Source organism: Streptomyces sp. 2P-4 (assembly GCF_030167965.1).
Lineage (GTDB): Bacteria > Actinomycetota > Actinomycetes > Streptomycetales > Streptomycetaceae > Streptomyces > Streptomyces globosus_A.
Genome location: NZ_CP095011.1, coordinates 6249265 through 6265747, shown reverse-complemented (window position 1 = coordinate 6265747; position 16483 = coordinate 6249265). Strand labels below are relative to the sequence as shown.

Below are 16483 nucleotides of genomic sequence, written 5' to 3'. Positions count from 1 at the left end.
GCGGCGGCCTGCGGAAGACATTTTCTGATGCTGCGTCAGATTCTTTGCGGGGGTGCGCGTGCGGCCCCCGCGCCCCGTGCGGGCAGATACTTCGAGAGGCCGAGGGGCCGGACGGGAGGCCAGGCGATGGAGGCACACACGGGGGCCGGGAGCGGCACGGCACCGCACGGCTCGGGAGGGGAGCGCGGGGGCACAGCGCCGCCGGGACCGGGCGCCGGGGGCGGGCCCGCCCTGAGCCGGCGGCGGCTCGGCGGCCGGCTGCTCGCCCTCGGCGGCGTCCTGCTCCTGCACGGCGCGCTGCCCGGGGCCGCGGGGGCCGCGGGCAGCCCGGCGGAGCGGCGCGCCCTCCAGGGGCTGCGGCTGCGCTACGGCCCGGCCCGCCGGGCCGGCCTCGTCGAGCGGCACCTGGAAGACGCGGCGCAGGAGGCGGCTCGGTTCCTCGGCCCCTCCCCCGAGCACCCGTACTACGCCGGCGCCGTCGTCCTCGCGGGCCGGGGCCGGACCGTCGCCCTGCACCGGGCGATGGGCCACGCCGTCCGGTACGCCGACTACGACGGCCGGACCGACACCGCCCGCGAGCTGCCGCCGCAGGAGCGGATCCCGATGGCGGAGGACACCGTCTTCGACCTGGCCTCCCTCACCAAGCTGTTCACCTCGCTGCTCGCCGCGCAGCAGATGGAGCGCGGCCGGCTGGAGCTGGAGGCGCCCGTCCACCGCTACCTGCCCGAGTTCACCGGCGGCGGCAAGGAGCTGATCACCGTCCGGCAGCTGCTCACGCACACCTCGGGGCTGCGCTCCTGGGCGCCGCTCTACCAGGAGCCCACCCGGGAGGGGCAGTTGAGGCTGCTGTGGTCCGTTCGTCCGCAGGAGCCGCCGGGCAGCGTGTACCGCTACTCCGACCTGAACCTCCTCACCCTCCAGCTGCTCATCGAGCGGGTCACCGGCCGCCCCCTCGACGTCCTCCTCCACGAGGAGATCACCGGCCCGCTCGGCATGCACCGCACCCGCTTCAACCCGCCGCGCTCCTGGCGCCGCTCCACGGCCGCGACCGAGGTGCAGCGGCCCCCGTGGTCCGGCCTGGACCGCGGCCTGGTCTGGGGCGAGGTGCACGACGAGAACGCCCACGCCCTCGGCGGCACCGCCGGCCACGCCGGAGTCTTCGGCACCGCCTGGGACCTGGCCGTCCTCGCCCGCACCCTCCTGGACGGCGGTGCGTACGCCGGCCGGCGCATCCTGCGCCCGGCCTCCGTCGAACTGCTCTTCACCGACTTCAACACCGCCTTCCCGGGCGACGACCACGGCCTCGGCTTCGAGCTGTACCAGCACTGGTACATGGGTGCGATGGCCACGCCGCACTCCGCCGGGCACACCGGTTTCACCGGCACCTCCCTGGTCCTGGACCCGTCCACGGACTCGTTCCTGGTCCTGCTCGGCAATTCGGTGCACCCGGTCCGGACGTGGCGGGCGGGCAGCGCACCGCGCGTCGCGGTCGGCAACCGCTTCGCCCGCGCCGTCCCCGTCCGCACCCGGCACGGCGGCCCCGCCTGGTACTCGGGGATGGAACCCGGCGCCTCCGGCACGCTGGCCCTGCCCCCGCTGACGCCGGCGACGGGCTCGGCTCGGCTGCGCTGCGCCGTGTGGTGGGACACCGTGCCGGGGGAGGGCTTCCTGCACGTGGAGGCGTCCGCGGACGGCCGGGCGTGGGAGCCGCTGCCGTTCAGCACGGTCCGCGCGACGGGCGGGACCGCCGAGGAGTGGCCGCAGGGCCGCGTCGACGGCTGGTCGGGCCGCATCTGGCACCGCCTCGAGGCCCCGCTCGGCGCCGCGTGGGCGGGGCGGCCGGTCCGGCTCCGCTTCCGCCACGAGGCGACCGGCCGCTACGTCGGCCGCGGGGTGTACGTGGACGTCGTACGGGTGTCGGAGCCGGCCCGGCTGCTGTTCGCGGAGGACCGCCCGGCCGACGCGGCCGGCATCGAGGCAGCCGGCTGGAGCCGCTCCGCCGACTGACCCGGCCCGCCCGCCGCCGCCCGCCCGCCGGCCGGGCCCTCAGGCGGGCGGCCCGTCAGGCGGGCGGGCCGTCAGGCGGGCGGGCCCGGCGGGAACGGGATGTCGGCGAGGAGCGGGAGGACCTGCTCCTCCTCGTAGTCGAGGTGGGCCGTCAGCTCCCGGCTCAGCCGCGCCAGTTCGGTACGGAAGCGGTCGGGGTCGGCCGTCGCGGCGTCCGCGAGCAGCAGGCCGAGCTCCTGCTGGATCCGGGCGACGGTGCGGTGTTCGGCGGCGAGCCGTGCGAAGGCGTCCTCCAGGTGGGGGTGGGCGGCGGCGAGCGCGGGGAAGACGTGCGCGTCCTCGCCCTGGTGGTGGAATTCGAGGGCCTGGCAGAAGGCCAGGCAGTGCTGGCGGATCTGCAGGCCCAGGCCGGGCGCGGCAGGCGGTGCCGCGGCTTCGCGGGCGGCCTGCGCGCGGGCGGCGAAGAGCGCCTCCGTCTCGGCGCGGACGTGCCGCAGCTGTCCCCGCAGCCACACGTGCACCTCCAGGAGCTTGTCGGCGAGGGTGCGGACCTCCGCCGGCCCCTCCCCCGGTGCCGGATCGGAGCGCTGGAGCACCACGACCGGCAGGGTGCGCGAGGTGCGGTCCTGGTAGTCGGCGTAGCCGGGCTCGGCGGCCGCGGCGTACGCGAACAGCCGGTCGCGGTGTGCGCCTTCGGCGGGGACGGCGACGGCCTCGTACTCCTCGGTGGCGGTCTCCACGCGGACGAGGGGGTGGGCGAGCAGGTTGTGGTACCAGGCGGGGTGGCGGTCACTGCCGAGGTGGGAGCCGACGACGAGCAGGCCCTCCTCGTGCGGGATGCGGCCCAGCGGGGTGGTGTGCTGCCTGCCGGTCCTGGCGCCGGTCGTGGTGAGCAGCAGCAGGTCGCTGCCCTCGAAGGGGCCGCCGACCTTTCCGCCGTTGGCCCGGAACTCTTCGATGACCCACTGGTTGAAGTCGGTTGCGGACATGGGGAGTCGGTTCTCCTGGATCGTGGGCGCGCGCGGGGGCGCGGTACGGAGGCGGCGGGACCCCTCGCAGGGCCCGGCCGCGGCCCGTCGGCCCCCGCACACCGGAAGGCGGGTGTGCGGGGGCGGACGGGGCGGGGATGGCGGGGGCGCGGGCAGGGTGCCGGGCCGGGCGGCCGGGCGCGGGATGCGGGCGCCGGGTGCTCAGAGGCCGGCTGCCGGCGCCGCGGAGGGCGCGGGGGTACGGTCGCGCGCCGGGGTGCCTGCCGTGTGCACGGCGCGGCGGGGCCGGTACGGGCGGCCTGCGGTGGGAGGACTCATGCGGTGTCCTGGGGAAACGGGTGGTCGCCCGATCGCCGGCCGGCCCACTGCTCTATGGCCGGCGCCACGCGCCACGGACGACATTAGAACGATCATCCGCCCGGGTTGTCAACGTCCGGAGCCGCCGGGAGCGCCCGCGGGAGCAGGGCCTCAGGCCAGCGCCGCGTCGAGCATCCGGCGCGACGCGTCGGCCAGTTCGGCCGGGTCGGGCTCCGGCCGGGAGCGGGCGAGGGCGCCCGCGAGCCGGTCGTAGAGGAGTCCGTCCATCCAGGCGACCAGGAGTTCCGCGGCCTCCCGGGGCCGGGGCGCGCCGAGCGCCGCGAGGACCTCTGCGGCCTTCGCGCGCGGCACCTCGCCGGCGCGGTGGAAGTCGGTCTCCAGCTCGGGGTTGCGGGCCGCCTCCAGGCTCAGTTCGAAGCGGGCGAGCTGCCGCGCGCGCCCCTCGGTCAGCCATCGGTGGAGGGCGGCGGCCATGGCTGCGGCGACCGCCTCCCGGTCAGGGACCCCGCCGCGGCCGTCCGCCCCGCCTGCGGTCAGGGAGGTCCGGTCGATGTCCTCGACGTCGAGTTCGGCGAGGCGCTGGTAGCAGGCGCCGATCAGGGCGGTCCGGGTGCGGAGGTAGTACGAGGTGCTGCCCGCGGGGAGGCCTGCGGCGGCGTCGACGGCACGGTGGGTCAGTCCGCGCAGGCCGGCTGCGGCGACGAGGCCGATCGCGGTGTCCGCGATGAGGGTGCGGCGGTCGGGCCGGGCGGTGCTGCGGTCTGCGGGGCTGGACATGCCGCCACTCTACAGCTGTAGAGTGAAGACTGTGCCTCTACGGATGTAGAGGGCATGCCCAGTGGATCGCACCGTCGAGGAATCGGGAGGGACGCCATGTCCCAGCGTCATGCGGTCGTGGTGGGTGCGGGCATCGGCGGCCTCACGGCAGCCGTGGCCCTGCACCGCCGCGGCTGGCGGGTCACCGTCTGCGAGCGGGCCCCGGAGCCCCAGGCGGCCGGCGCCGGGATCGTCCTCGCGCCGAACGCCCTGCACGCCTTCGAGGCGATCGGCTTCGACGCCCGCACCGCCGCGGGACGCGCGGTACCGGCCGCGCTGGGGCTGCGCCGCCGCGACGGCCGCTGGCTCAGCCGCGCCGGCACCGCCGCCATCGCGGCCCGCTACGGGTTCCCGCCGCTCGCCGTCTTCCGCCCGTCCCTGGCCGCCGGCCTGACCGCCGCCCTCCCCGCGGGCACCGTCCGCCACGGGGCAGCCGTCGACTCCGTCGAGGACCCGGACGGCTCGCCCGTCGTCCACACCTCCGAGGGCGAGCTCTCCGCCGACGTCGTCCTCGCCGCCGACGGCATCCACAGCCCCACCCGCCGCCGCTTCTTCCCCGACCACCCCGGCCTGCGGTACAGCGGGGAGACCGCCTGGCGCACCGTGCTCCCCGCCTCCGGCGCGGACCTGCCGGAGGCTGCCGAGACCTGGGGCCGCGGCGAGCGCTTCGGCATCGTCCCGCTCGCCGACGGCCGCGTCTACGCCTACGCCACCGCCGTCGTCCCGGAGGGGTACCGTCCGGCCGACGTCCGCGCCGAGCTGCCGCGCCGCTACGGCACCTGGCACGACCCGATACCGGCCCTCCTGGAGCGGATCGACCCCGCGGCCGTGCTCCGGCACGACCTGTACGACCTGGCCGCCCCCCTGCCCCGCCACCACCGCGGCCGCCTGGCCTGGCTCGGCGACGCCGCCCACGCCATGACGCCCAACCTCGGGCAGGGCGGCTGCCAGGCCGTCGAGGACGCCGTGGTCGTCGCGCACCTGCTGGACGGCGCCCGCACCCCGGCGGACGTGTCCGCCGCGCTGGCCGCCTACAGCACCGCCCGGTGCGCCCGCACGGACGCCATCCGGGTGCGCGCCCGCCGGGCGGGCCGCATGGCCGCCCTCCGGAACCCGCTGGCCGCGGCAGTCCGCGACCTCGCCGTACGGGCCGCCCCGGCCGGACCGGCGCTGCGGGCGATGGACGGCCTGCTCGGCGGGTTCGTGCTGCCGCCCCGCCCCCGCCCGGTCCCCGCCGAGGCATAACCGGAAGGCCCCCGCCGTTGACACCCCCGGGCAGCCACCGCCCGGCAGCGAGGAACCGACCGCGAAGGCAGGCAGCGACATGACGACCACCGGCATCGACTGGGACCACCCGAAGGACCCGCGCCCCGGCTGGCAGCTCGACCACGTCCGGCAGTACGTCGAGTCGGGCGGCACCGAGGGGCACCACTGGCGGGGGACGCAGACGCTGCTGCTGACCACGGTCGGCCGGATCTCGGGCAGCGCGGTGCGGACCCCGCTCATCTACGGCGAGGCCGATGGCAGCTACCTCGTCGTCGCCTCCCGCGGCGGATCCGCCGAACACCCCCTGTGGTACCGGAACCTGACGGCCCACCCGGAGGTCCGCATCCAGGTCGGGCCGGAGGTGATGCAGGGGACCGCCCGCACGGCGACATCCGAGGAGCGGGCCGCGTACTGGCCCGTCATGGTCGGGCACTGGCCGGCGTACGAGGACTACCAGGCCCGGACGGAGCGCGAGATCCCGGTCGTCGTGATCGAACCCGCGGGGCGGAAGCCCGCCGCCGGCGCCTGACCGGAGGCGGGCCGCCGGCGCGCGGCCAGGCCCTAGCGGCCCAGGACCGCCATGGCCGCGTTGTGGCCAGGCACCCCGCTGACGCCGCCGCCGCGCACGGCACCCGCCCCGCACAGCAGCACGTTGGCGTACGGGGTCTCCACGCCCCACCGGCCCGCCGCGCCGACGTCCCCCTCCCCGCCGGGTTCCCGGTACGGCCAGGACAGGTCCCGGTGGAAGATGTGCCCGCCGGGCAGGCGCAGGTCGCGCTCCAGGTCGAGCGGAGTCTTGGCCTCGATGCAGGGGCGGCCGTCCGCGTCGAAGGCGAGGCAGTCGGTAACCGGTTCGGCGAGGTGCTCGTCCAACTGGGCGAGAGTGGCGGTCAGAAGCACCTCCCGGGTCCCCTGGTTGTCCCTCTCGAAGAGGCGCGCCGGGGTGTGCAGGCCGAACAGGGTGAGCGTCTGGCAGCCCTGCTCGACGAGCTCCGGGCCGAGGATCGACGGGTCGGTCAGCGAGTGGCAGTACACCTCCGACGGCGGGACCGAGGGGAGCTCTCCGGAGGCGGCCTCGGCGTGCGCCCGCTCCAGGTTCGCGTACCCCTCGGCGACGTGGAAGGTCCCGGCGAACGCCTGCCTCGGGTCCGCGGAGGCGTCCCGCAGCCGGGGCAGCCGCCGCAGCAGCATGTTGACCTTCAGCTGGGCGCCTTCGGCGGCGGGCTCCGGGGCCTCCTCGCCGAGCAGTTCGGCCAGGGCCCGCGGGGAGGCGTTCACGAGGACGGTGCGGCCGGCGACCCGGCCTTCGCCGGTCGCGGTGCGGAAGACGACCTCGGCGGGGCCGCGGCCGTCGGTGTCGATGCGGAGCACCTCGTGCCCCGTCGCGATCTGTGCGCCCGCCGCCCGCGCGGCGCCGGCCAGGGCGTCGGTGAGCGCGCCCATGCCGCCGACGGGGACGTCCCAGTCACCGGTGCCGCCGCCGATCACGTGGTAGAGGAAGCAGCGGTTCTGGGCCAGCGAGGCGTCGTGCGCGCCGGCGAAGGTGCCGATCAGGGCGTCGGTGAGGACGACGCCCCGGACCAGGTCGTCCTCGAAGCGGTCCTCCACCGCCTGTCCGAGGGGCTCCTCGAACAGCATCCGCCAGGCCGCCTCGTCCCCGATGCGCTCCTTCAGCCCGGCCCGCGTCGGCAGCGGCTCGGTCAGCGTCGGGAAGACGCGCTCCGCGACCCGCCCGGTCGTCGCGTAGAACTCCCGCCAGGCCTCATACGCGCGGTCCGAGCCGGTCAGGCGCCGGAAGGACTCCCGGGTGCGGCCCGTGTCGCCGCCCACGAACAGCCCGTCGGGGCGGCCGCCGCGCGCCTCGGCCCTGTACGGCGTGTACGAGGACACGGACCGCTTGCGGACGGCGAAGTCCAGCCCCAGATCACGGACGATCTTCCCGGGGAGGAGGGAGACGAGGTAGGAGTACCGGGACAGCCGGGCGTCCACCCCCGCGAAGGGGCGGGTGGAGATCGCGGCGCCGCCCGTGCCTCCGAGGCGTTCGAGGAGCAGCACGGAGCGGCCCGCGCGGGCCAGATAGGCGGCGGCGACGAGGCCGTTGTGCCCGCCGCCCACGATCACGTCGTCGTACACGTCCCGGTATGGCTGCCGGGAGGAGCCCTGCCCGTTGGTCGCGCCCAAGGTCGTCATGGCTCTTGGTAACACACCTGCGCGAGCCGCTCCAGGCAGTGCGCTTCGTCGGCATGGGCCGCGACGGTGTCGGGGTGGGCGTCGCCCAGGGAGCGCTCGCGGATGCCCGCGAGGTCCCGGTAGAGGGGCAGCGCCTCCTCCCAGCGGTCCAGTCGGCTGAGCCCGACGGCCAGTTCGCGGCGGCTGACCAGGGTGTCGGGGTGCTCGGGCCCGAGGGCGTCCGCCCGCGCGGCGGCGACCTGCCGGGCCTCGGCGACCGCCTCCTCCCAGCGGCCGAGCCGGCCGAGGTTGACGCCGAGGACGTGCCGGGCGCGCAGCGTCTCCGGGTGGGCGGCCCCGTACGCGCGGGTGCGGTCGCGGATCAGGCCCCGGAACAGGTCCAGGGCCTGGGCGGCGCGGCCGGTGCGGCCGAGGGCGATCCCGGTCTCGTAGCGGGCCGCGAGGGTGTCGGGATGGTCGCGGCCCAGTACCCGCTCGCGTGCCGCGGCGACCTCCCGGAACGCGTCGAGGGCGTCCTCCCAGCGGTCGAGGCGGCCCAGTGCGTACGCCGCCTCGTACCGGCTCAGCAGCGTGTCCGGATGCTCCGGTCCCAGGACGGCCGCCCGGTCGGCTGCAGCCGCGGCGGCGGTGCGGTGCGCCTCGGCGTGGCGGCCCAGCGCGCCGAGGGCGCAGGCGAGGTTGTGTCGGCAGCGCAGCGTGTCGCGGTGGAGCGGGCCGGCGCTGCGCTCCCGCGCGACGAGCACCGCCCGGTACAGGTCGTGCGCCTCCTGGTGGCGGCCGAGCCGGCCCAGCTCGTACGCGGCCTCCTGGCGGGCGGCGAGTGTGTCGGGGTGGTCGGCGCCGAGGGCGCGGGTACGCCCGTGGGCGACGGCCTCGTACGCGGCGAGGGCCTCCGCGGGTCGGCCGGCACGGCTGAGGGCGAAGGCACGGGCGTGGGCGGCGGCGAGCGCGGCGGCGCCCTGCGGCCCGGCCGTGCTCCCGTCCGCGCCGTGCGGGCCGGTGCCGTAGGTGCCGTCCGGGGCGGCGGCGGGCCGGGGGATGCCGTACGGCGCCGTCAGCCGGGGGTCCTCCGAGGCGGCGGGCCGCAGGATGGCCGCGCCGGCCGCGGCCCCGACGGCGGCGGACAGGCCGCCGCCGAGGGGGCGCGCGGCCGTCCAGGCTCCGGTGAGCACGGCCCATTCCCCGCTCGCCGGCCGGGCGTCGATGCCCGCCTTGCGGCCGGCGGTCATGCCGCGGGCCCACCGGGGCAGGGGGGCCGGGCCGCCGGTCGCCGGGCCGGGCCCGAGCCGGGCCTCGACGAGCCGCCGGTGCACGTCGCGGGCGTCGCCGGGGCGGTCGTCGGGGCACTTGGCGAGGAGGTCCAGGACCGCCCGCTCGAAGTACCCGGGCAGCTCGGGCCGGTGCTCGCGCAGCGGCACCGGCGCGTTGTCGCGGTGCCCGACCAGCACCGACCAGGAGTCGCCCAGGTCGAACGGCGGGGCGCCGGTGGCGATCTCGTACAGGACGCAGCCGAGGGAGTACAGGTCGCTGCGGTGGTCGACCTCGCCGCCGGCGATCTGCTCCGGCGACATGTAGTGCGGGGTGCCCATCGCCATGCCGCCGCCGGTGAGCTTCGCCGTGAAGCCGATGTCGTGCGCGAGGCGGGCGATCCCGAAGTCGCAGATCTTCACCGTCCCGTCGGTGAGCCGCATGATGTTGGCCGGTTTCAGGTCCCGGTGGACGACGCCCTGGTCGTGCGTGTAGCCGAGGGCCGCGGACAACTGCTCGGCGATGTCCACGACCACGTCCACGGGCAGCGGCCGCGGCTGGTTCTCCTCCATCAGCTGGCTGAGGTTGCGGCCGTCGAGGAGCTCCATGACCAGGTACAGGGGGCCGCCCGCTGCGCTGTCGTCGCCGAAGTCGTGGACGACGGTGACCCCGCGGTGCTGGAGCGAGGCGGCGACGCGGGCCTCGCGGCGGAAGCGCTCGCGCAGCACCTGGGTGAAGTGGTTGTCCTGCTGCCCGCCGAGCGGTTTGAGGCATTTGACGGCGACGTGCCGGCCGAGGGACTCGTCACGGGCCCGCCACACCTCGCCCATGCCGCCGCGCCCGATCAGATCGAGCGACCGGTACCGGCCCTGGATCAGTCTGGACTCCGCCATGTCTTGAAGCCGCCCCCGTTGTCGTGCTGCGTCCTGCGCCCTCCCCGGCCGGTCCAGTATGGACGCTGGTGTACGCAGTGTGTACGCCGAGGGACGGCTCCCGGGGCCCATGCGGCGCATCGCTTTCAAGATGTGACCTGGAGGCAGCCGCCAGCGCAGACCTGCGGGAATGCTGCGCAGCAGGGTACCGGTGGGGCGCAGGCGCCCGGTCACCGTGCGCGGGGCGGGCGCGGGCCCGCCGGACAGCCGGTGCGCGTACGCCGGGAGCGGTCCGCAGGCCGGTGCGGCGACAGGCCGGCACAGCAGGTTTCGGCCAGGCGCCGGCAGCGGGGGAACGGGCGGGGCGCGCAGGAAGTCGTCGCCGGCCCGGCGGTGCGGGCCTGGAGGCGGAGGGCGCGGAATCCGGCGCCCCTCCGGCCGCGCGTCGGACGGCCCGAGGGGCGGAAAGAGCCCGCCCGCTTCTCGCGGAACCCGATTGTGCGGTGCGCGGCACGGGGTCCGCTTCTCCGCATCCTCGCAATGGGCTCTTCCCGCACTCTCATGGAAGCACTCCGCGGCGCGCTCCGCCAGCGTCCGCGGGCCGCAGGGGGGTTGCGGGCCGCCGCGGGGGGTCAGGCCTCCGCGGTGCCGAGCGGCTGCGTGAAGCGCAGGACGTTGCCGGCGGGGTCGCGGAAGGCGCAGTCGCGGACGCCGTAGTGCTGGTCCGTCGGCTCCTGGACGACCGCGCCGCCCGCCGCGCGGATCCGCTCGAAGGCGGCGTCGCAGTCCTGCGTCGCGAAGATGACCCCGCGCAGGAGGCCCTTCGCCATCAGGTCGGCGACGGCCTGCCGGTCGGCCGGGGAGGCGTTCGGGTCGGCGAGGGGCGGCTCCAGGACGATGGCGACGTCCGGCTGCGCGGGCGACCCGACGGTCACCCAGCGCATGTCCCCGTAGCCGACGTCGCCGCGCACCTCGAGGCCGAGGACGTCGCGGTAGAAGGGGACCGCCTTGTCATGGTCGTCGACGGCGATGAAGCACTGGGAAAGGGTGATGTCCATGCGGCCCACGCTACGGCGGGGAGGCGGAGCCCGCCGGGCGGCCGCACCCGGGGCGCAACGTTTCGGCGGGCGGCGCCGCACGGGCCGTCCGAAGCTGGTTGGATCGGACCGGGCGACACGCGAAGGAGCCGCAAGGGCGGCTCCGCCCCACGGACGGAGCAGTGAGAATGGCCAGGAAGTCGGACACAGGGTCGCCTGGGCCGCACACCGCGGACAGCCACGGCCTCATCCGCGTCCACGGCGCGCGCGAGAACAACCTCAAGGACGTCAGCATCGAGATTCCGAAGCGCCGGCTGACGGTGTTCACCGGCGTCTCGGGATCGGGCAAGAGCTCCCTGGTCTTCGACACCATCGCCGCGGAGTCGCAGCGGCTGATCAACGAGACGTACAGCGCGTTCCTGCAGGGCTTCATGCCGAACCTGGCCCGGCCGGACGTCGACGTCCTGGACGGGCTGACGACCGCGATCTCCGTGGACCAGCAGCGGATGGGCGGCGACCCGCGCTCCACGGTCGGCACGGCCACCGACGCGAACGCGATGCTGCGCATCCTCTTCAGCCGCCTGGGCGAGCCGCACATCGGCCCGCCTGCCGCGTACTCCTTCAACGTGGCGTCGGTGTCGGCGAGCGGCGGGTTCACGGTCGACCGCGGCGCCGACAAGACCCGTACCGAGAAGGTGTCCTTCAGCCGCACGGGCGGCATGTGCACGCACTGCGAGGGCCGCGGCCGGGTCTCCGACATCGACCTGGCCCAGCTGTACGACGACTCCAAGTCGCTCTCCGAGGACCCGTTCACCATCCCCACCTACACGGGCGGCGGCTGGGTGGTGCGGGTCATCGCCGAGTCGGGGTTCTTCGACCCGGAGAAGCCGATCCGCGCGTACACGAAGAAGGAGCGGCACGACCTCCTGTACCGCGAGCCGACGAAGGTGAAGGTCAACGGGATCAACCTCACCTACGAGGGGCTGATCCCGAAGCTGCAGAAGACGTTCCTGTCGAAGGACCGGGAGTCGATGCAGCCGCACATCCGGGCGTTCGTCGACCGGGCGGTCACCTTCGCCGACTGCCCCGACTGCGGGGGCACGCGGCTCAGCGAACAGGCCCGCTCCTCGCGGATCGGGAAGGTCAACATCGCCGACGCCTGCGCGATGGAGATCCGCGACCTGGCCGAGTGGGTCCGCGGGCTGGACGAGCCGTCGGTCGCCCCGCTGCTCGGCAAGCTCCTGCACACCCTCGACTCGTTCGTGGAGATCGGCCTCGGCTACCTCTCGCTCGACCGGGCCGCGGGGACCCTGTCGGGCGGCGAGGCACAGCGCACCAAGATGATCCGGCACCTCGGATCGTCCCTCACGGACGTCACGTACGTCTTCGACGAGCCGACGACCGGCCTGCACCCGCACGACATCGAGCGCATGAACGGCCTGCTGCTGCGGCTGCGCGACAAGGGCAACACGGTGCTGGTGGTGGAGCACAAGCCGGAGGCCATCGCCGTCGCGGACCACGTCGTGGACCTCGGGCCGGGCGCGGGCACGGCGGGCGGCACCGTCTGCTTCGAGGGCACCGTCGAGGGCCTGCGCAGGAGCGGCACCGTCACCGGCCGCCACCTCGACGACCGGGCCGCGCTCAAGGAGACCGTGCGCAAGCCGACCGGTGCGCTGGAGATCCGCGGGGCGTCCGCCAACAACCTGAAGGACGTGGACGTCGACATCCCGCTCGGGGTGCTCTGCGTGGTCACCGGGGTCGCGGGGTCGGGCAAGAGCTCGCTGATCCACGGCTCCATCCCGGCCCCGGAGGGCGTCGTCTCGGTGGACCAGGCCCCGATCCGCGGCTCGCGCCGCAGCAACCCGGCGACGTACACGGGGCTGCTCGACCCGATCCGGAAGGCGTTCGCGAAGGCCAACGGCGTCAAGCCCGCCCTGTTCAGCGCCAATTCGGAGGGCGCCTGCCCGACCTGCAACGGCGCCGGCGTCATCTACACCGATCTGGCGATCATGCAGAGCGTCGCCACGACCTGCGAGGACTGCGAGGGCAGGCGGTTCGACGCCTCGGTGCTGGAGTACCGGTTCGGCGGCCGCGACATCAGCGAGGTGCTCGCGATGTCGGTGACGGAGGCCGAGGAGTTCTTCGGGGCCGGCGAGGCGCGCACGCCGGCCGCGCACAGGATCCTGGAACGGCTCGTCGACGTCGGGCTCGGCTACGTCAGCCTGGGCCAGCCGCTCACCACGCTGTCCGGCGGCGAGCGGCAGCGCCTCAAGCTGGCCACGCACATGGGGGAGAAGGGCGGTGTGTACGTCCTCGACGAGCCGACGACCGGCCTGCACCTCGCGGACGTGGAGCAGCTCCTCGGCCTCCTCGACCGGCTCGTCGACTCCGGGAAGTCGGTGATCGTCATCGAGCACCACCAGGCCGTCATGGCACACGCCGACTGGCTCATCGACCTCGGCCCCGGCGCCGGCCACGACGGCGGCAGGATCGTCTTCGAGGGCACGCCCGCCGACCTGGTCGCCGCCCGCTCCACCCTCACCGGCGAGCACCTGGCCGAGTACGTGGGCGCCTGACGCGCTCCTGGCCGCCCGTCCCCGGGGGCGGGCGGCCGGACCGCCGGCCGGCCTGCTCAGCGGCGGACGCGGGGCATGCCCAGGCCGGTCCACGCGATGATCTCGCGCTGGATCTCGTTGTTGCCGCCGCCGAAGGTGAAGACGACGGCGCTGCGGTAGCCGCGTTCCAGCTCTCCGTGCAGGACCGCGCCCGCCGAGCCGCCCTTCAGCGGGCCGGCCGCGGCGAGCACCTCCATCAGCCAGGCGTACGCGTCCCGGCGCGCCTCCGACCCGTACACCTTGACGGCGGAGGCGTCCTGCGGGGTGAGGGTGCCGTCCTGGACGGCGCTGACCATCTGCCAGTTCATCAGCTTCATGGCGTCCAGCCGGACGTGGGTGCGGGCGAGCCTGGTCCGCACCCAGGGCAGGTCGATGACGCGGCGGCCGTCGGCGAGCTTCGTGCCGGCCGCCCACCGCTGGACGTCGTGCAGGGCCCGGACGGCCATGGTGCCGTGGGCGGCCAGGGTGACGCGCTCGTGGTTGAGCTGGTTGGTGATCAGCCGCCAGCCCTCGTTCTCCCGGCCGACGCGGCGGCTCGCGGGGACGCGTACGTCCTCGTAGTGGCCGGCGGTGGTGTCGTGCGAGGCGAGGGTGTTGATGAGGGTGCAGGAGTAGCCGGGGTCGGAGGTCGGCACCAGCAGCAGGGTGATGCCCTTGTGCGGCGGGGCCGCGGGGTCGGTGCGCACCGCGAGCCAGACCCAGTCGGCGGTGTCGCCGTTGGTGGTCCATGTCTTCTGCCCGTTGACGACGTAGGTGCCGGTCTCCTCGTCCCCCTCGCGGACCGCCCGGCAGCTGAGGGCGGCCAGGTCGGTGCCGGCGTCGGGCTCGCTGTAGCCGATGGCGAAGTCGATCTCCCCGGAGAGGATCCGGGGCAGGAAGTAGGCCTTCTGCTCGTCGGTGCCGAACCGCATGAGGGTCGGCCCGACGGTGTTGAGCGCCATGAGCGGCAGCGGGACGACGGCCTGCGCGGCCTCGTCGAAGAAGATGAACTGCTCCACCGCCGACAGGCCGCGCCCGCCGTACTCGACGGGCCAGCCGACCCCGAGCCAGCCGTCGGCGCCCAGGCGCCGGATCGTCTCCCGGTAGAAGCGCTTCTGGGCGGCCGGGTCCGTGTGGCGGGCGCGTACGTCCTGCGGCACCAGCTCGGCGAAGTAGGCGCGCAGCTCCGCGCGCAACTGCTGCTGCGCGGGCGTGTATTCGAGGTGCACGGGCCCTCCGGGGGTGTGGTGGCGCGGGCGCGGCCGCGTTCGGGGGCTTGCGAGTGGGGGGCAGGGTAGAACGCGTTCCACCAATCCGGAAGGGCGGCCGTGCGGACACCCCGCCCGCACGGCCCGGCACCTCGGCCCCCGGCACCGCGGCGCCGGGGCGCGCTCAGGGCGCCAGTGCCCCAGGAGGGCCACGGCCGTCGCCGCCATCGCCGCCCGGGCGGCCGTCAGGTACGGGCGCGGGTCCGCCGGCGTGAGGTGCGCGCGGATGGCGTCGGTCATGGCCACGTTCAGCGCCGTACCGATGTTGACCTTCCGGATGCCGCCCGCGACCGCGGCGGCCAGCTCCGCGTCCGGCAGCCCCGAGGAGCCGTGCAGCACCAGCGGCACGTCCACGGCCTTCGCCAGCCTCGCCAGCAGCGCGTGGTCCAGCGACGCGGTGCGGCTCGTCATCGCGTGGCTCGTGCCGACCGCCACGGCCAGGGCGTCCACCCCCGAGTCGGCCACGAACCGCCGGGCCTCCTCCGGATCCGTACGCGCCCCGGGCGCGTGGGGGTCGAGAGGGGCGGCGCCGCCCTTCCCGCCGACCTCGCCCAGCTCCGCCTCGATCCACAGCCCGTTGGCGTGCGCCCATTCGGCCGCCGCGCGCGTCGCCTCCAGGTTCTCCGCGTACGGCAGCCGGGCCGCGTCGAACATCACCGACCCGAAGCCGGCGTCCGCCGCCTGCCGCAGCAGTTCGGCGCTCTGCACGTGGTCGAGGTGCAGCCCCACCGGCACCCCGGCCTCCTCCGCACAGGCGGCGGCGGCCCGCGAGATCGGCAGCAGCGCCCCGCCGCGGAACTTCACCGCGTTCTCGCTGAGCTGGAGGATCACCGGCAGCCCCGCCTGCTCCGCGCCCGCGACGACGGCCTCGGCGTGCTCCAGGGTGATGATGTTGAACGCCGCGACGGCCCGGCCCCCGGCCGCCGCCTCCGCGACCAGCGCACCCGCGGGGACGAGGCTCATCGGACGGCCTCCTCGCCCGCCGCGAGGATCACCGAGCGCGTCAGGTTCCGCGGCCGGTCCGGATCCAGCCCCCGGTCGGCGGCCACCGCCACCGCGAGCCGGTGGACGCGCACCAGCTCGGCGAGCGGGTCCAGCCGGCCCTCCACCCAGCGGCCGCCCGCGGCCTCCACCTGTGCGGACAGCCCGTCCGGCGCCCCGCCGAGCGACCAGGTGACCGTCCCGGGGCCGGTGATGCTGATCGGGCCGTGCCGGTACTCCATCGCCGGGTACGACTCCGCCCACGACAGCGACGCCTCGCGCATCTTCAGCGCCGCCTCGTGCGCCAGCCCCACGCCCCAGCCGCGGCCGAGGAACGTGAACTGGCGGTGCAGGGCGATCCGGTCGGGCAGCGCCTCGGCGAGCGCCGTCCGGGCGTCCGCGACAGCGGCGGCGGTGTGCCTGCCGACGTGGGCGCGCAGCAGGGTCAGCGCGGTCGTCGCGAACCGGGTCTGGACGACGGACCGCTCGTCCGCGAAGTCCAGGACGACGAGGTCGCCTGCGAGCGCCATCACGGGCGTCGCGGGGTCCCCGACCACCGCGGTCACCGCCACCCCCGCGTCGCGCAGGCCGGCCAGCAGCTCCAGGACCTCGGTCGTGGTGCCCGACCGCGTCACGGCCACCACCCTGTCGTAGCGGCGGTGCAGGGGGAACTCGGACGCGGGGAACGCGTCCGTCTCGCCCTGCCCGGCCTCCTCGCGCAGGGCGGCCGCGGCCTGCGCCATGTAGTACGAGGTCCCGCACCCCACGATCGCCGCCCGCTCCCCCGGCTGCGGCAGCACCGCCCGCCGGCCCGGCGCCAGTTCGGCGGCCCGCTCCCAGCACTCGGGCTGCGTGCCCAGTTCGTATGCGACGTGGCTCTGGCTCATGGCGGCTCCC

The 16483-nt window shown here is 75.6% G+C and carries 11 protein-coding genes and 1 pseudogene; 4 read left to right on the top strand and 8 right to left on the bottom strand.

Features of this window, described 5'->3' with window-relative positions; genetic code table 11:
- Positions 1–126 precede the first annotated feature (126 nt).
- On the top strand, positions 127–2007 hold the full coding sequence (locus MUK52_RS27935) for a serine hydrolase domain-containing protein (RefSeq protein WP_284581083.1): 1881 nt from the start codon (positions 127–129) through the stop codon (positions 2005–2007).
- Between the two features lie 71 nt (positions 2008–2078).
- Here MUK52_RS27935 and MUK52_RS27930 read toward each other — a convergent pair whose 3' ends face one another.
- Together MUK52_RS27930 and MUK52_RS27925 are read right to left on the bottom strand one after the other, a co-directional pair.
- Positions 2079–2996: a nitroreductase/quinone reductase family protein gene (locus tag MUK52_RS27930; protein ID WP_114056372.1), complete on the bottom strand. Its 918-nt coding sequence runs from the start codon at positions 2994–2996 to the stop codon at positions 2079–2081.
- Between the two features lie 468 nt (positions 2997–3464).
- On the bottom strand, positions 3465–4091 hold the full coding sequence (locus MUK52_RS27925) for a TetR/AcrR family transcriptional regulator (protein WP_114056373.1): 627 nt from the start codon (positions 4089–4091) through the stop codon (positions 3465–3467).
- A 96-nt stretch (positions 4092–4187) separates the two neighbouring features.
- On the opposite strand from MUK52_RS27925, the gene MUK52_RS27920 reads away from it, so the two are divergent.
- Both MUK52_RS27920 and MUK52_RS27915 read left to right on the top strand, forming a co-directional pair.
- Positions 4188–5375: an FAD-dependent oxidoreductase gene (locus MUK52_RS27920; protein WP_284581079.1), complete on the top strand. Its 1188-nt coding sequence runs from the start codon at positions 4188–4190 to the stop codon at positions 5373–5375.
- Between the two features lie 79 nt (positions 5376–5454).
- Positions 5455–5925: a nitroreductase family deazaflavin-dependent oxidoreductase gene (locus MUK52_RS27915; protein ID WP_114056375.1), complete on the top strand. Its 471-nt coding sequence runs from the start codon at positions 5455–5457 to the stop codon at positions 5923–5925.
- 32 nt (positions 5926–5957) lie between these two features.
- Here the strand turns inward: MUK52_RS27915 and MUK52_RS27910 are convergent, their stop codons facing one another.
- The 3 genes from MUK52_RS27910 to MUK52_RS27900 form a co-directional block, all read right to left on the bottom strand.
- A complete protein-coding gene (locus MUK52_RS27910) occupies positions 5958–7586 on the bottom strand; it encodes a phytoene desaturase family protein (protein WP_284581077.1) in 1629 nt (542 codons plus the stop codon).
- The gene (locus MUK52_RS27905) at positions 7583–9727 is read right to left on the bottom strand and encodes a serine/threonine-protein kinase (protein ID WP_284581075.1); all 2145 of its coding nucleotides are present in this window, start codon (positions 9725–9727) and stop codon (positions 7583–7585) included. Before MUK52_RS27905 ends, MUK52_RS27910 begins: the two co-directional genes overlap by 4 nt.
- A gap of 611 nt (positions 9728–10338) precedes the next feature.
- Complete coding sequence (locus MUK52_RS27900) at positions 10339–10764, bottom strand: VOC family protein (RefSeq protein WP_284581072.1); 426 nt, start codon at positions 10762–10764, stop codon at positions 10339–10341.
- A 167-nt stretch (positions 10765–10931) separates the two neighbouring features.
- Here MUK52_RS27900 and MUK52_RS27895 point away from each other — a divergent pair, with 167 nt between their 5' ends.
- Positions 10932–13319: an ATP-binding cassette domain-containing protein gene (locus tag MUK52_RS27895; RefSeq protein WP_284581070.1), complete on the top strand. Its 2388-nt coding sequence runs from the start codon at positions 10932–10934 to the stop codon at positions 13317–13319.
- 56 nt (positions 13320–13375) lie between these two features.
- Here the strand turns inward: MUK52_RS27895 and MUK52_RS27890 are convergent, their stop codons facing one another.
- The 3 genes and pseudogenes from MUK52_RS27890 to MUK52_RS27880 all read right to left on the bottom strand — a co-directional run bounded on the left by MUK52_RS27890 (position 13376) and on the right by MUK52_RS27880 (position 16473).
- Positions 13376–14566, bottom strand: coding sequence for an acyl-CoA dehydrogenase family protein (locus tag MUK52_RS27890; RefSeq protein WP_114056380.1), 1191 nt, complete (start codon positions 14564–14566; stop codon positions 13376–13378).
- A 177-nt stretch (positions 14567–14743) separates the two neighbouring features.
- A pseudogene (locus MUK52_RS27885) lies at positions 14744–15568 on the bottom strand (class II fructose-bisphosphate aldolase); the annotation flags it as partial.
- Positions 15565–16473, bottom strand: a complete 909-nt coding sequence (locus MUK52_RS27880; protein WP_114056382.1) for an SIS domain-containing protein — start codon at positions 16471–16473, stop codon at positions 15565–15567. The gene MUK52_RS27880 and the pseudogene MUK52_RS27885, both read right to left, overlap by 4 nt.
- Positions 16474–16483: the final 10 nt, after the last annotated feature.

Bases quoted from the DNA above. Each gene is read 5' to 3' on its own strand.
- MUK52_RS27930 (WP_114056372.1), bottom strand. From the start codon at position 2,996: ATGTCCGCAACCGACTTCAACCAGTGGGTCATCGAAGAGTTCCGGGCC.
- MUK52_RS27880 (WP_114056382.1), bottom strand. From the start codon at position 16,473: ATGAGCCAGAGCCACGTCGCATACGAACTGGGCACGCAGCCCGAGTGC.
- MUK52_RS27895 (WP_284581070.1), top strand. From the start codon at position 10,932: ATGGCCAGGAAGTCGGACACAGGGTCGCCTGGGCCGCACACCGCGGAC.
- MUK52_RS27900 (WP_284581072.1), bottom strand. From the start codon at position 10,764: ATGGACATCACCCTTTCCCAGTGCTTCATCGCCGTCGACGACCATGAC.
- MUK52_RS27935 (WP_284581083.1), top strand. From the start codon at position 127: ATGGAGGCACACACGGGGGCCGGGAGCGGCACGGCACCGCACGGCTCG.
- MUK52_RS27925 (WP_114056373.1), bottom strand. From the start codon at position 4,091: ATGTCCAGCCCCGCAGACCGCAGCACCGCCCGGCCCGACCGCCGCACC.
- MUK52_RS27910 (WP_284581077.1), bottom strand. From the start codon at position 7,586: ATGACGACCTTGGGCGCGACCAACGGGCAGGGCTCCTCCCGGCAGCCA.
- MUK52_RS27905 (WP_284581075.1), bottom strand. From the start codon at position 9,727: ATGGCGGAGTCCAGACTGATCCAGGGCCGGTACCGGTCGCTCGATCTG.
- MUK52_RS27920 (WP_284581079.1), top strand. From the start codon at position 4,188: ATGTCCCAGCGTCATGCGGTCGTGGTGGGTGCGGGCATCGGCGGCCTC.
- MUK52_RS27915 (WP_114056375.1), top strand. From the start codon at position 5,455: ATGACGACCACCGGCATCGACTGGGACCACCCGAAGGACCCGCGCCCC.